The organism is Paenibacillus sp. GCM10027626, assembly GCF_042676285.1.
Classification (GTDB): domain Bacteria; phylum Bacillota; class Bacilli; order Paenibacillales; family Paenibacillaceae; genus Paenibacillus_Z.
Genome location: NZ_JBHTHC010000012.1, coordinates 1 through 14922, shown reverse-complemented (window position 1 = coordinate 14922; position 14922 = coordinate 1). Strand labels below are relative to the sequence as shown.

At 51.1% G+C, this 14922-nt stretch carries 9 protein-coding genes; 8 read left to right on the top strand and 1 reads right to left on the bottom strand.

Features of this window, described 5'->3' with window-relative positions; genetic code table 11:
- The first annotated feature begins 22 nt into the window (after nucleotides 1–22).
- The 8 genes from ACFQ0N_RS21985 to ACFQ0N_RS21950 all read left to right on the top strand — a co-directional run bounded on the left by ACFQ0N_RS21985 (nucleotide 23) and on the right by ACFQ0N_RS21950 (nucleotide 14233).
- Nucleotides 23–1036, top strand: coding sequence for a LacI family DNA-binding transcriptional regulator (locus ACFQ0N_RS21985; RefSeq protein ID WP_379330222.1), 1014 nt, complete (start codon nucleotides 23–25; stop codon nucleotides 1034–1036).
- 154 nt (nucleotides 1037–1190) lie between these two features.
- Nucleotides 1191–2708, top strand: coding sequence for a sugar ABC transporter ATP-binding protein (locus ACFQ0N_RS21980; protein ID WP_379330220.1), 1518 nt, complete (start codon nucleotides 1191–1193; stop codon nucleotides 2706–2708).
- Nucleotides 2705–3685 (top strand): ABC transporter permease, encoded by a 981-nt coding sequence (locus tag ACFQ0N_RS21975; RefSeq protein ID WP_379330218.1) that lies wholly within the window; start codon nucleotides 2705–2707, stop codon nucleotides 3683–3685. Before ACFQ0N_RS21980 ends, ACFQ0N_RS21975 begins: the two co-directional genes overlap by 4 nt.
- A gap of 77 nt (nucleotides 3686–3762) precedes the next feature.
- Entirely contained in the window at nucleotides 3763–4746 is a 984-nt protein-coding gene (locus ACFQ0N_RS21970) for a substrate-binding domain-containing protein (protein ID WP_379330215.1), read from the top strand.
- A gap of 67 nt (nucleotides 4747–4813) precedes the next feature.
- Entirely contained in the window at nucleotides 4814–5854 is a 1041-nt protein-coding gene (locus tag ACFQ0N_RS21965; protein ID WP_379330611.1) for an NAD(P)-dependent alcohol dehydrogenase, read from the top strand.
- A 127-nt stretch (nucleotides 5855–5981) separates the two neighbouring features.
- A complete protein-coding gene (locus ACFQ0N_RS21960; RefSeq protein ID WP_379330213.1) occupies nucleotides 5982–11711 on the top strand; it encodes a choice-of-anchor I family protein in 5730 nt (1909 codons plus the stop codon).
- A 678-nt stretch (nucleotides 11712–12389) separates the two neighbouring features.
- Nucleotides 12390–13745, top strand: a complete 1356-nt coding sequence (locus ACFQ0N_RS21955) for a dicarboxylate/amino acid:cation symporter (RefSeq protein WP_379330211.1) — start codon at nucleotides 12390–12392, stop codon at nucleotides 13743–13745.
- Between the two features lie 143 nt (nucleotides 13746–13888).
- Nucleotides 13889–14233, top strand: coding sequence for a type II toxin-antitoxin system Phd/YefM family antitoxin (locus ACFQ0N_RS21950; protein ID WP_379330209.1), 345 nt, complete (start codon nucleotides 13889–13891; stop codon nucleotides 14231–14233).
- Nucleotides 14234–14539: 306 nt separating this feature from the next.
- On the opposite strand, the gene ACFQ0N_RS21945 is transcribed toward ACFQ0N_RS21950, so the two are convergent.
- Nucleotides 14540–14922, bottom strand: a 383-nt coding sequence (locus ACFQ0N_RS21945) for an IS4 family transposase (protein WP_379330207.1), incomplete at its 5' end; no start/stop codon positions are given.

The window sequence follows — 14922 nt, the reverse complement described above, 5'->3', positions numbered from 1 at the left end:
TTTAAGGAAAGCATGATCGCAAATGAAAAAAAAGCCGACTCTTTATGACGTAGCAAGAAAAGCGAATGTCTCGATTGCTACAGTGTCGAACGTGCTGAACAACAAAAGAGAGGCCAGCCAGAAAACGATCGATGCCGTTAATGAGGCAATCCGGGAGCTCGGATATTCGCGAAATGAATCAGCCAGAAGCTTGAAGGTAGGCACCAGTAAGCTGGTTGGAATGATCGTTCCGGACAATAACCCGTTTTTCACGGAGATACTGACCGGCATTCATGAGGAATGCCAGAAGTATGATTGGCAGGTGGTCGTTGCAACGTCGGAAGAAAGCGAGGAAAGGCAGAACGAAGTGATCGAGCTGCTGTCTGCCCAGCAAGTAAGCGGTATCATTTTGGCGCCGGTAACGAGCAAGCTGGTCATTCCCCAGCAATTTCAGAAAATGCCGATCGTCCTGATCGACCGCGAAATCGACAACGCCAATCTGCCGGTCGTGAAAGCGAACAATGTCGACGGCAGCTATCAGGCGACGGAGGCATTGATCCGCAACGGGCATAAGCGAATCGGCATTATTTTGGCTTCGCCCGGCATTAGTACGACCTTGCAAAGAAAAGAAGGCTATATGCAGGCATTAAGAAATCACGGCCTGGAAGTGAATGAACGTTTGATGCTCTATGGCGGGGATTACACGGGATCGAGCACCCAGATTAGCGGAGGATACCGGGCGGTCATGAAGATGCTGCAAGCTCCGGAGCCGCCGACCGCGATTTTTGCCACCAACCATTTATTGATGATCGGGGCTATAAAAGCTTTGAAAGAAGCGAATCTCCGCATCCCTGAAGATATTAGTTTTATCGGCTTTGACGATCATCCCTGGCAGGAAATTACGCAGCCGCCATTCTCCATTGTGGCGCAGCCGGCGATCGAGATGGGGAAACAGGCCGTACAAGCTTTGCAAAAATTCAAGGAAAAAAATATTGTAACGACTACAGTACTGCAGCTTGAACTTGTAATCCGGCAATCTTTCAGATCAATAACTTAAAAGTATTGATCTCTTTTTACCCCGATTAACTGAAACGTTTCAGGAAATATATGGGGGGATCTATAAAATCCCAAAATCATTCATTTGATTTGGTAAGTATTATCAATTATTTTTTTTGGATTTCAACTAAATCGTTTAAGCTCGGAGGGGCATAATGGTGGAAACGCAAGCATTAGTCGAATTGCGGGGGATCACGAAGTATTTTAACGGCGTGAAAGCAGTCCGTAATATAAATTTGAAGCTTCGGGGCGGAACTGTTCATGTGCTTATGGGCGAGAACGGCGCCGGCAAGTCCACGACGATGAAAATTTTAACCGGTATTTACAAGCCGGATCAGGGCTCGATTCTGATTAACGGCCAGGAGGTCCATTTTCATTCGCCGAAAGCGGCATTGGAGCATGGCATCTCCATGATTCACCAGGAGCTAAGCCCTGTACTGGAAATGTCGATTGCCGAAAATGTATTTTTGGGCAGAGAACCGGTGTACTCGGGCACCCCATTTATCAATTATGGCCGTATGTACCGGGAAACGAAAAAAATGTTTGAGGATCTGGAGCTCGATATTAATCCTAAACGCAAGATGAAGGAGTTAAGCATCTCGGAAACGCAAATGGTGGAAATCGTGAAAGCCGTTTCGTACAACTCCAACATCATTATTATGGATGAGCCGACCTCTTCACTAGCTGACAAAGAAGTCGAGCAGCTCTTTAAAATCATCCGCAAGCTGCGAAAAGACGGCAAAGGCATTATTTATATTTCGCACAAAATGGATGAAATATTCACGATCTCTGATGATATAACCGTTTTTCGCGATGGAGAATACATTTCTACCCATGCGGCCAATGAGTTGACGCAAGCGGTTCTGATCAAAAATATGGTGGGCAGAGAATTGACTGAGGTCTTTCCGCAGAGAAAGAAAGCGGTTGCCGATGAAACCGTGCTGGAAGTGAACGGCTTTACAGCAAAAGGACTTTTCCAAAATATTAGCTTTCAATTGAAGAAAGGCGAAATCCTCGGGCTGACCGGATTGATGGGAGCCGGGCGTACCGAGCTGGTCAAAGCGCTGTTTGGCATGATTCCATTCAACAGCGGTACGATCAAAGTAAATAACCAGGCGGTAGCAATTAAAGAGCCGAAAGATGCGATCAAGCAGGGAATTGCGCTTGTTACCGAGGACCGCAAGGGTGAGGGGCTGGTCCTGCCGATGTCGGTCAAAGCCAATATAACTTTGCCGACCTTGAACAAAGTCAGCTCCGGTTCTTTCGTCAAGCGCGGCGCGGAAAACAAAGTTGTAGACGAGATGATCACAACTTTGCGGATTAAAACGCACAACAAGCAGCAGTTGACGGAAACGCTCAGCGGAGGCAATCAGCAAAAGATCGTTTTGGCGAAATGGCTGTTAACGAACCCGCAAATTTTAATTTTGGATGAACCTACGCGCGGGATCGATATTGGAGCCAAGAGCGAAATTTACAAGCTAATGGATGATCTTACGCAGCAGGGATATTCCATCATTATGATCTCTTCCGAAATGCCGGAGGTTCTGGGGATGAGCGACAGAATCATCGTTTTATGCGAAGGGCGGATAACGGGAGAGCTGACGGCGGCGGAAGCAACCCAGGAAAAGATCATGCAGTTGGCTACACCGGATAAAATGGAGGCGTCATCATGAACGAGGCAATGGCACAAGAGAGAAGAAGCACGGAGAAGAGCGGCAGCGCGGGCAGGCAGCTCAAGCACTTTTTTTCAGAGTACGGAATTATTGCGGCTATGGCTGTCTTGGTCATCACTCTGACCATTTTAAGTCCTAACTTTTTATCTTCTTCGAATATGTTGAATTTGTTTAAGCAAGTTTCCATTAATGTTATTTTGGCAATGGGCATGACCTTTGTCATCTTGACCAAAGGGATTGATCTTTCCGTCGGTTCTGTGCTGGCTTTTTCCGGCATCGTCGCAGCATCGCTGGCAACCGGAGACGGAAATACGTTTTTGGCTGTGTTGGCGGGACTTGGAGCGGGCCTTGTGCTCGGGGCAATCAATGGCGTAATCGTGGCCAAAGGAAAGGTAGCGCCATTCATTGCGACACTGGGAATGATGGCGGCCGCCAGAGGTTTCACCTATATCTATAGCGACGGCAGGCCGATATCGGACCTTGCGCCCGGTTACTTGTCGATCGCTTCAGGCTCTTTTCTCGGCATTCCGATCCCGGTGTGGATCATTCTGATTGTATTTGCGCTTTGTACGGTGCTTCTGTACAACACGAAGTTCGGGCGGTACGTATTCGCCGTCGGCGGCAATGAGAATGCGGCGAAAACGTCGGGAATCGGCGTAAGCAAAACTTTGATTGCTGTCTATTGCATCAGCGGCTTACTTGCCGGCCTGGCCGGTGTCATCCTCTCCTCCCGCGTCTCGGCAGGACTTCCGCAATCCGGCGTTTCTTACGAGCTTGACGCCATTGCGGCGGTCGTCATCGGCGGCACGAGCCTTGCCGGCGGCCGGGGCCGGCTGTGGGGCACGCTCGTTGGTGCGCTGATCATCGGCATTTTGAACAACGGTTTGGATTTGCTCGGGGTTTCCTCCTATTGGCAGCAGGTTGTCAAGGGAGCCATTATAGTAATTGCCGTTTTGGTTGACCGCAAGCGAAGCTAGAAGGCTGGAAGATTAGAAGGCTGACAGGCGCAGCCGGAACGGAAATTATAAATAATCATACAAGGGGTAATGTTGAAATGAGACATTCGAAGAAAACGGTTCTAGTTTTGCTGATTGCCGCACTGATGGTTGTTTTGGCCGCTTGCGGCTCCAAAGAAAACGGAAATAGCGGCGCAGGCAACTCCGCCTCCGGAGGCAACTCCGGCGACGGCAAGTCGATCACGTTAGGATTTCAGGTTTACGGTCTGCAGGGTGAATATGCTACAAACTTGACGGACGCAATGAAAGCCAAAGCGAAAGAGCTTGGCGTGAAGCTGATCGTTATGGACGGCAACTATGATGTGAGCACCGCAATTTCGCAGCTTCGCAATTTGGAAAGCCAAAAAGTCGATGCAATCATCGTCAATCCGATCGATGAAACCGCGCTGAACGATACGGTTAATCAAATTGTAGACGGCGGCATTCCGGTGCTGGGCGTCAACGCTTTCCTGACTGCCGAAAAGCTCGTTACCTATGTTGGCTCCCCTGACGTTACAGCCGGAGAGACAGAGGCGCAGCAAATTGTCGATAAGATCGGCGGAAAAGGCAATGTTGTCATCCTGGAAGGCCCGATCGGCCAGACTGGCCAGGTCGGAAGGAAAGAAGGCATTTACAACATTTTGAAGAAAAACCCGGATATTAAAGTGCTGGCCGAAAAAACGGCAAACTGGTCCAGAGCGGAAGCGATGACCATTATGGAAAACTGGATTCAGACGCATGGAAAAGATATTACTGCCGTTATCGCTCAAAACGACGAAATGGCGATTGGCGCTTTGAATGCTTTGAATGACCGCGGCATGAACGACGTTCCGGTCGTAGGCGTCGATGGCGTTAATGATGCGCTCAAAGCAGTCAAAGACGGAAAGATGATTGCCACTGTATATCAAAACGCCAAGTCGCAAGGCGAGAAAGTCATTGAGCTGGCGATCCAGGCGGCAAAAGGCGAGCAAATCGACAAAAAATATGAAATTCCGTTCGAGCTGGTAACTTCCGAAAATGTGGATAAGTACTTGGCGCAGTAAGACTGAAAGCTTTATGAAATAGAAATAGAAACAGACACAGGGAGTGGAGAGCGTGGAAGCGACTGTAATGAATGCTGCTGTACTGACAAGTACGAAAAAAATCGAAATGCAACAAACCGCAATTCCAGTTCCAAAAGAGGATGAAGTGCTCATCCGGCTGCGCGCGGTAGGCGTGTGCGGGTCTGACGTCCATTATTACGAGCATGGAAAAATCGGCCGATATGTCGTCGAAAAGCCGATCATCCTGGGGCATGAAGCATCGGGGGAGATCGTAAAGACAGGCGCTAACGTGCCGCCGCATTTGCAGGCAGGGCAGCGGGTAGCGATCGAACCTGGAGCAACATGCGGGAAGTGCGAGTATTGCACTTCAGGCCGTTACAATCTGTGCCCGCATGTAGAATTTTTGGCTACACCGCCTTATGATGGCGTATTCTCGGAATATGCCGTTGTGCGAGCAGACTTGGTCTTTCCGATCCCGGATGATATGAGCTTTGAGACTGCGGCGCTTATTGAACCGTTCTCTGTCGGCCTTCATGCCGTAAGACGCGGAGAACTGCAAGCCGGTGAAACCGTCGTAATTATGGGAATGGGGCCGATCGGGTTGCTGACGGCTGCCAATGCCAAGCTGGCTGGAGCAAAAACCGTCATCGGCGTGGATCTCGAACAAGGCAGGCTGGATGCGGCGCTTAAATTAGGCGCTACCCATGTCGTAAACCTGCGTCAATATGACTTGCAGGAAAAGGTAGCGGAAATAACGGCCGGTCAGGGCGTCGATGTCGCCATTGAAACGGCGGGCAATCCAAAGGCAGTGCAAGGGGCGATAGCCGCTGTCAAGCGCGGCGGCCGCGTTGTAGTCGTGGGCATGTCTCCGCAAGACGAAGTGCCGGTAAATATGTCGCTCATCGTAGATAGCGAACTCGATCTGCGGGGCGTCTTCCGCTATCATGATACTTATCCTGCCGCAATCGAAATTTTATCGCGGAAAACGATCGACATCGAGCAGATCATCACAGGCAAATATGCCTTGAATGAAACGGCTGCGGCGTTTGAAAAAGCGCTCGGGGACAAGACCAACACCCTGAAGCTGATGGTTTATCCTTCTTTATAAAGTGTTCAGACCTGGCGAATGGTTCGTCAGGTCTTTGTTTACAAAACCTCCACATAACAGCATATTTCCGATAACAATTGTTATCTACAATAGCCGTAATCACAATAACTAAAGGAGTGGTTACGGCTTGAAATCGTTATGGAATGGAAAGCGCTGGCTGGCGCTATTGCTATCGGCTGAAATGCTGGTTGGAGCAGCAGCGGCAGGAGCACCGCTGGTACAGGCTGAGGGGATGAGCGTGCCCTATGCGGCACCCGTTGCCGGGATTCCTTATCAGGCAAATGGCCAATATGACGCAGCTGTGCCGCATGTATTTATTAACCAGGTATATGGTGCTGGTTTGAAAGAAGCGTCGGACAGCTATATTTCCCATGGCTTTATCGAGCTGTACAACCCGACAGACAGCGATGTGTCGCTTGAAGGCTGGTCGCTGCAATATGCAGACACAGGTTCAGACAATAACGGCGGGGTGACAGGGGATTGGGAAAAGCTTGATTTGAGCGGTACGATCAAAAAGCATTCTTCATATTTAATTGTAGGGAAAGCGACCGGAGCGGCTGCGCCCAAGCTGGATCTTTCGGGGAAGGGCGATCAGCAGTTCGACCGTTATATAAACAATAAAGGTTTGAAGGTCGCGCTGGTCAGCAATCAGTCGCTGCTAACCGACTCCAACCCATTCGCGGTGGAACCGAAGCCGGAAGGCTATGTCGATTTACTCGGTACGGCAGGCAATGATACTGGCAATTTGATCGATGGGTACGAGACGGATTTTCCGACCGGCAAAAGTGAAGGCAACTCCAAAAAGCTCGCACTGCGCCGCAATCTGCTGCAGGATACGGACAATAACAAGCGTGATTTCGGGCAAGTGGACTACAGTATGGCTGATGAACAAAGCTTGCTGCTTAAAGGCCCACGGAGCAGCGTCGATGGCGAGTGGGGCTTCACTCCTCCTGCGTTTGGGGTAGTGAGCGGCAGCTTGGCTGATGCGTTCGTAGGCGAGTCGTATCATGCGGCGCTTGCCGCTACAGGAGGCACACAGCCATATACGTATTCAGCAAGCGGCTTGCCGGCAGGGCTTGCTATTGATGCTTCCAGCGGCGTCATTTCAGGCATTCCAGAGGCAGGAACGGAAGGCGCTGCGACAGTGGCCGTTACAGTAACGGATAGTGCAACGCCTGCTGCTGTCGCGACGAAAGAATTGACATTGAACGTTCGTCCGGCGAAGCAGCTGGAATATGCCGATCAACTGGCGATTACGAAGGTCGGACAGTATGTGATCGGGACGACGAACGAGGATGGCGGCGTTGCGGAAATCGTCAAGTTTAATAAGGACAATGGCAAAATGTATGTTGTGAACGGGTCGGGCGATCCGCCGAGCCTTGATATCGTGCCTTTGGCGACGAACGGAACGGTATCCAAGGAAAAATCGGTAGCCGTCAAAACGCTTTCCGAGACGGACGGCTTCCAGTTCGGGGACTTGACCAGTGTCGACATCAATACGGTTACGAAGCGGATAGCCGTGGCGGTACAGCATGCCGATCCGGTGCAAAACGGCCGCATCCTGCTGCTCGACTATGACGGCAATTTGCTGAAAAGCTATGAAGCAGGCGTGCAGCCGGATATGATTCTGTTTACTTCAGACGGCCGTTATCTTATGACTGCCGACGAAGGTGAGTTTCGCTCAGGCACCATCGATCCGAAAGGGACGGTAACCATCGTAGATACGACGACTGACGAGGTTACTCATGTGGAATTCGACAACCCTGCTGTCATCGATGATCTTGTTCATATTCGCGGCGCGGTTGATCCGGCGACAGGGCTTATCTCTGGCAAAGGCACAAAGGAAGAGGCTGTGACCGATTTGGAGCCGGAATTTATTGTGCTGTCGGCTGATGAGAGCAAAGCTTATGTAGCTTTGCAAGAAAACAACGCAATTGCCATGATTGACATCGCTTCAAAGTCGGTGCTTTCTGTAAAAGGACTAGGCTACAAAGATTTGAGCGATCCGCGCAATGCGCTCGATCTGGTGAAGGATGGCGTCATCAAGCTGGAAAATGTCCCGTTCTATGGCATGTATATGCCGGACGGCATCGCTTCCCGCAAAATTAACGGCACACAGTATCTGTTCACAGCCAATGAAGGCGACGCAACGGATTGGCCGGGCAGAAAAAATGTGACGACGGTCAAGAAGCTCAAGAGCAGCTTGAATCCGGCCTCGAAAGCGGCGCAGTTTTTGCAGAATACCACTGTATATGATGGTGTTGAAGTGGTCAGCGATATGGGCAATGACGATGTCTATATGTTTGGCGGCCGCTCCTTCTCGATCTGGAATGCGGATACGATGGAGCAGGTATACGATAGCGCCAGTGATTTCGAGCAAATTACAGCTGAGCGCCTGCCGCAATATTTTAATGCAAGTCATACGAATACGACGCTCGACAGCAGAAGCCCGAAGAAGGGACCTGAGCCGGAATATGTTGCACTCGGCGAGGTTGGCAGCAAAGTGTTCGCTTTTACCGGACTTGAGCGGATTGGCGGCGTGATGACTTATGATGTCACAGACCCTGAGCATCCAACGTTCATCAACTATACGAATACCCGCGATTTTACCAAAGGGCTGGAGACGGATACCGGACCGGAAGGGCTGGAATTTATTGCGGCGTCAGACAATCCGACAGGCCGTCCGCTGCTGCTCGTGGCCAATGAAGTCGGCGGAACCGTCATCGCTTTGCAATTGCAAGTGACCAAGGTGACGCTCGACAAGCAAAACGTATCGCTGCGTGTAGGCGGGCAAGGCGTGAAGCTGCATGCGTCGGTCGATGCGGCCAATCCTGCGGGGGGCGCCTTGACCTGGAGCTCCTCCGACCCGGCTGTTGCCAAGGTCGATCAGGGCGGATTCGTAACAGCGGCGGCGGAAGGCAAGGCGACGATTCGGGCGCTTAGCGCCGATGGCCTTGGCATGGCGGAAGCGACCGTAACGGTGTCGGCAGCAGGCGCTGAGGACGGATCATGGCAACTGACTGTCATGCATACCAACGATACCCACGCTCATCTCGCCGATGCAGCAAGACGCGCGACGCTGGTGAAGCAAGTGCGCAATGAAACGGACAATAACCTGCTGCTCGATGCCGGCGATGTGTTCTCGGGCGATTTGTACTTTACCAAATGGTTCGGACAGGCCGATCTGGCCATGATGAATGAAATGGGCTATGATGCGATGACGTTTGGCAATCATGAGTTCGATCAGGGAACGAAGCCGCTGGCAGAGTTTGTGCGCGGCGCCAAATTCCCAATCGTGAGCGCCAACATCGATTTCAGCAAAGACGACAATATGAAAGCACTGCTAAAAGCGCCGCAGTTGATCGACACTGCCGCCCCGAAATCGACGGCTAATGCCGGTGTGTACCCTTATGTCGTGCTTGACGTGAACGGGCATCAGGTGGGTGTGTTCGGGCTTACGACTGAAGATACAGCGGAGACATCAAGTCCGGGGAAAAATGTAGCCTTCAACGAGGCTGCGGCTGCGGCGGAGAAGACGGTTGCCGAGCTGAAGAATGCCGGCATCGACGTTATTATCGCATTATCGCATTTGGGCTACGGACGTGACAAAGAGCTGGCGGGGAAGGTAAAAGGCATTGACCTGATTGTCGGCGGCCATACGCACACGCAATTGAATGCGCCCGAGGTCGTCGATCATGACGGCGAGCCTACCGTGATCGTACAGGCGAATGAATGGGGCAAGTTTCTCGGCCGCGTCGACTTGACGATTGATGAGCATGGGGTAGTTCAGACAGAAGGCGATCAGTTGCAAGGCTCGCTGCTTCCGGTGAATGCGACAGTCGCCGAGGATGAAGCGGCAAGACAACTGCTTGCTCCGTATAATGCCGAGCTGGAAGAGCTGAAAAAGCAAGTGGTCGGCAAGACTGCGGTCGTTTTGAATGGAGAACGCAAGGACGTACGCTCCCGCGAAACGAATTTGGGCAATTTCATCGCAGACGGAATGCTCGCTTGGGGGAAAGAGAAAAAAGGAGCCGATATTGCGCTCATGAATGGCGGCGGCATCCGGGCTTCGATTGACGAAGGCGAAATTACGATGGGCGAGCTGCGGACAGTTATGCCATTTGGCAACACGTTGTTCGTGCTCGACGTAACGGGAGAGGCGCTGAAGGAAGGGCTGGAAAACGGCGTCAGCGGCGCGAAGCTGACTGACCTGCCGGGTAAGTTCCCGCAAGTGGCCGGTATGCGCTTCAAGTGGGATCCGAATGCAGCCGCCGGAAACAAAGTATATGATGTGGAGATTCGCAAAGGCTCGGCCTATGTGCCGCTCGATTTGCAGGCGACGTATCGTCTGGCGACGAACAGTTTTGTAGCAAACGGCGGCGACGGCTACGCTTCGTTTGCCAAGGCGATTGAAGCGGGGGCTTATCACGAAGATCTCGGCGACCCGGATTATGAAATTTTTATCGCGCATATGAAGTCACTTGGCGGCACGATCGAACCGAAGGTTGAAGGGCGAATCGTGGAGCAGGCTAAGGCTGAAACCGGCGGCAATAACGGTGGCGGCAGCGGCTGGATTCCGCCTGTCACTGTGAAGCCCGAAGAAAAGCCTGCACCGCAGCCGGAGACCGGACGGATTGAACTGAGCGGCGATGCATTGCAAGTGGCTGTGGAAAAAGATGCTGCCGGCCAAACGATCAACCTGGTGACCGTGAAGCCGGATGCATTGCAACAAGCGTTGACGAAGGCTGCTGCGGCTGGTAAGCCGGAAATCTTTATCCGCGCTGCAGAATTGCAGGACGGGACGATGTTCCAGCTGCCTGCTGGCGTACTTGCACCTGTCAGCGGCAAAGGAAGCAAGCTGATAATTACAGTGGACACAGCGCTTGGCAGCTATAGCCTTCCATTGCATGTGCTGGAGAAACAATCGTTAACGGACGGTGCACATGTTCAAATCTCGATTAAACCTGCCGCTGATGAGCTGCTGCAGGAGCTGCAAGCAAGGGCAAAGGCGATGGGGGCAACGTTAGCGAGCGATAAGGCGATTGTTTTTGAGGTAGCGATTGTGTCTGGCGGAAAAGAACAGGCGCTCGAAAATTTTGGCCGTACCTATGTTGGCCGAATGATCTATTTGGCTTCCTCAGCTAAACCGGGGCTAGCAACTGCGGTCTTATATGATCAAGCGGACAAATCATTCCGCTTCGTTCCGGGGACTGGCGCGACTTTGAACGGAAAGCCGGCCATCGAGATGAAGCGTCCGGGCAATAGCGTCTATACGGCGCTCTATTATACGAAGGCTTTTGAAGATTTGAACGGACATTGGGCGAAGTCGGAGGTGGAGCTGTTGGCCTCCAAACTGATCGTGAACGGCGTTAATGAGCGGCAATTTGCGCCGGGCCGGGAGATGACCCGAGCGGAGTTTGCGGCATTGCTGGTGCGCGGGCTCGGTTTGAATCCTGACCGGGGCGGAGCGGCGGCATTTGCCGATGTCGCTTCGAACAGCTGGTATGAAGGCGCGATCGGAGCGGCGCTCAAAGCGGGCATCATAACGGGCGTCAAAGCGGATCAATTTGCACCGAACGCTGTCATTACACGGGCAGAAATGGCGGTTATGGCCGTCCGGGCACTGGAATTTGCCACGCAAGGCGGGCAAGCGCGCGTGAACCAGACCGGCGGCAAGTTTGCCGATCAGGCTGCGATTCCGCAGTGGGCGGCCGCGCAAGCTGCGCTGCTTGCCGACAGAGGCATTATGCAGGGCAACGGCAAAGGGCAGTTCGCTCCGGCAGAGCTCGCTACTCGCGCGCAAGCGGCGGCGGTTGTGCTGCGGACGCTGCAGGAACTGCAGTTTGTAGGTAAATAATAAGCATAGCACTGCCATGGCTGACCCGATCCAGTATGAATTGTACTGGATCGGGTCAGTATCATGAGCAGTGCTTTTGGCGTGCTCAGCTGCGCAGCTTCGTCCAAGCCGTACGACGATAGATGGGGTGAGGTGAGGCGAAATATTGCACGTTATACGGCCTGTTGATTATCCAAAAAAAGTAATATATAGAGCTCAACCTTAAAAGCTGATCTCGACTTCCTTTACCCCAAAACTAACTGGATTTTATGTAGGTAAATACGTCAGAACAGACCCGATTTTGCAGTCTAACGGGAAATCATACAGCTAGTTTGGGCCAATTCGAGTCTATCCATCTCTAACTCCCATTCTAACTGTAGTTTTTCCATCTAGGTTCGGCTATCTAACGAACAAAACAAAAAACGAACTGTAGAAAATCCATTTAGTCGGCCGATATGAATAATTTCTTTTATCTTTCACAACCCGTATTGTGGTAAATCAACAGCCTTGCACGTTATGCAACAAATGGGCAGTCAAAGGCGGAGGATCAGCCACCTCATTAGTGGGTGTCCTTCAATGCTTGGTATGATTTTTCTGCGAGACTTTTTTGTTGGTCTATTGACATAAAGAGAGGAGCGGCGTAATATACTTATCATTAAATGCTTAGTATACAGGTAGGAATTAAAGGAGATGGGCGTTATGGAAAACAATTTGGTTCATGCGTTTGAGACGAACTGGATTAGTTTGCTTATATCCATTGTTGTCATTGGCTTACTGTTTTGGCTTGCACGCAAGCGGGTCAGCTTCGGTTATCGGGTGCTGCTTGCGCTGGGTATCGGACTGCTCACCGGCATTGTGCTGAATGCAGCAAAAGTGGATGCCACTAGTATTAGCACGATTGGTTCAATTTATGTCAATTTGATCAAAATGCTTGTTATTCCGCTGGTGGCCGTGCTCATCATTTCAAGCATTACGTCGATCTCGAGCCTCGGCCAGCTGCGCAAGATCGGCGTTAAGACGATTGCGCTTTTTTTGGCGACTACAGGAGTTGCCGCTTTGATCGGATTGCTTGTGGCATTAGCCATTAATCCGGGCGCAGGAATTGAACAGACGCCGCCGGAAGGATTTGCAGCGCGGGAAATCCCGACTTTTTCACAAGTTATTCTAGACCTGGTGCCTGTCAACCCGATTAGCGATATGGCAAACGGCAAAGTAGTGCCTGTATTGATTTTCTCCATCTTCATTGCGATTGCAATCGTTCATGTAGGAGGGAAAAAGCCGGAGGCCGTTGAGCCCGTCAAACGCCTGATCGATTCATTTACGCAAGTGATGCATCAGGTTACCAAGTACGTCATTCGCCTGACGCCATACGGCGTCTATGCGCTGATTGGCGCTATGGCCGCCAAGTATGGCTGGGAAACGCTAAAACCGCTCATAGCACTTATCATCGCCACTTATGTTGCCTTGGCGCTTCATTTTATTATTACGTTCTTCGGACTGGTTACATTCGTGGCAAAAATAAACCCGGTCAAGTTTTTGCGCAAAGCTTATCCGACGATTGCCGTAGCGTTCACGACACGGAGCAGTTATGCCACGCTGCCGGTCAATTTGGAAGTCATTACGAAACGGCTGAAAGTTTCACCCCGTATTGCAAGCTTCGTCGCTCCGCTCGGCGCTACAATGAACATGAATGGCTGCGGCGGGGTGTGGCCGGCGGTAGTCGCTATTTTCGTCGCCCGGGTGTACGGCATCGATCTTGGCATTTCGGATTATATCCTGCTCGTCCTCGTCAGCATGATTTCCTCCATCGGCGTTGCCGGTGTGCCGGGGCCTGCATCGATTTCAACGACGGTTGTTCTGACCGCGCTCGGCTTGCCGCTTGAAGGGCTCGGATTGGTGCTGGCGATCGATGCGATCGTTGATATGGGACGCACCGCAGTTAATGCGACAGGAACGACTGTCAGCGCCCTGCTCGTGGCACAATCAGAAGGAGAGTTTGACCGCGAAGCCTTTGACAAGGAAGAAGACGATCAACTGGAACTGAATGCTGTTTAATAGAGTAAATGGAATAAGACCCGTCCTGTAATTTGCAGAACGGGTCTTTCTCATTTCATTCGTGGTATTATGAGCTCAATTGAATACGTAGTATGAAATGAATATAATTGAAGTAATAAGCGGCTATGCAAGGAGTGAGCAAGATGTTAATTAAGCCATCGGCGAGTATCCGGCAAAACTATAACGAAATTGCCGATCTCTGCAAAACTTCAGGGGAACCGGTTTATCTGACCAAGAACGGCGAAGGAGATCTTGTAGTGATGGACATCGAGGCTTTCTCTCGCCGCGAGAAGAAGTTGAAGTTGCGGGAAGAACTGCTAGCTGTTCAAGAGGATCGGATGGCGGGGCGCGCCGGAGTAACACCGGATGAATTGGATCATTACTTGGAAAGCATTATTGAGCAAATTGATTGCTCTGATGGCGACAGTAGTTTTCCGAATCGCCTGAAATTTAAGAAGACTACAGGACCGTCATCCGCCAAGTACTGATTATAATCCCTTCTCTGGCAAAATAGTTTGCATCACTTGTGAGAATATGGTAAATATTTCCACTAAACCCCTCGAATCGATTTGTTTGTCGGATTACAAACATTTTATCGACTCGGCGGTCTTTTTTTACCAGAATTTATAATATGGGCTAACGAACCAGAAACACGTTATTGGCCGAAAAATCGGCTTGCTCCGCGTGTAACGAACCAGAGACACGTTATTGATGGAAAAAAGGCGGGGAAGCGGCCGATTTTCGGTGAATAACGATCGTTAGATCTAAGCTTGCCCCATAACACCGGTAAAAAATTACAGAAAAAAGCGATAGGATTGAAAGACGGTTCGGAAAGCCTGCAAGCCTTTCCAGATCACTTTCGCGCCGGGTTCTCCGTCACTTTTGCGTCCCAAAAATCCACCAAGCTTGGCCAGAGCGAGAACAGCCTCATGCAAGGTTGGCGGCTGAGCAGGAAGCGTGTTCGTTTTATAGGCAATCCGGTAGAGCACTTGCCATTCTTCCTCACTCATCACTTCGGTGCAGGAGGCCTCTGGCTGCTGTCGCGCCAGGTACGTCAACTGCTGGATTTGCACGGCAATAATCGAGTAAAACAGGATGAGTTTTTTCAGCCGGTCGGCATGCTTCTCTTGCAGCTTCTCGACTTCGCAGCCACTTTTCAAGATGTAGTGGAACCGTT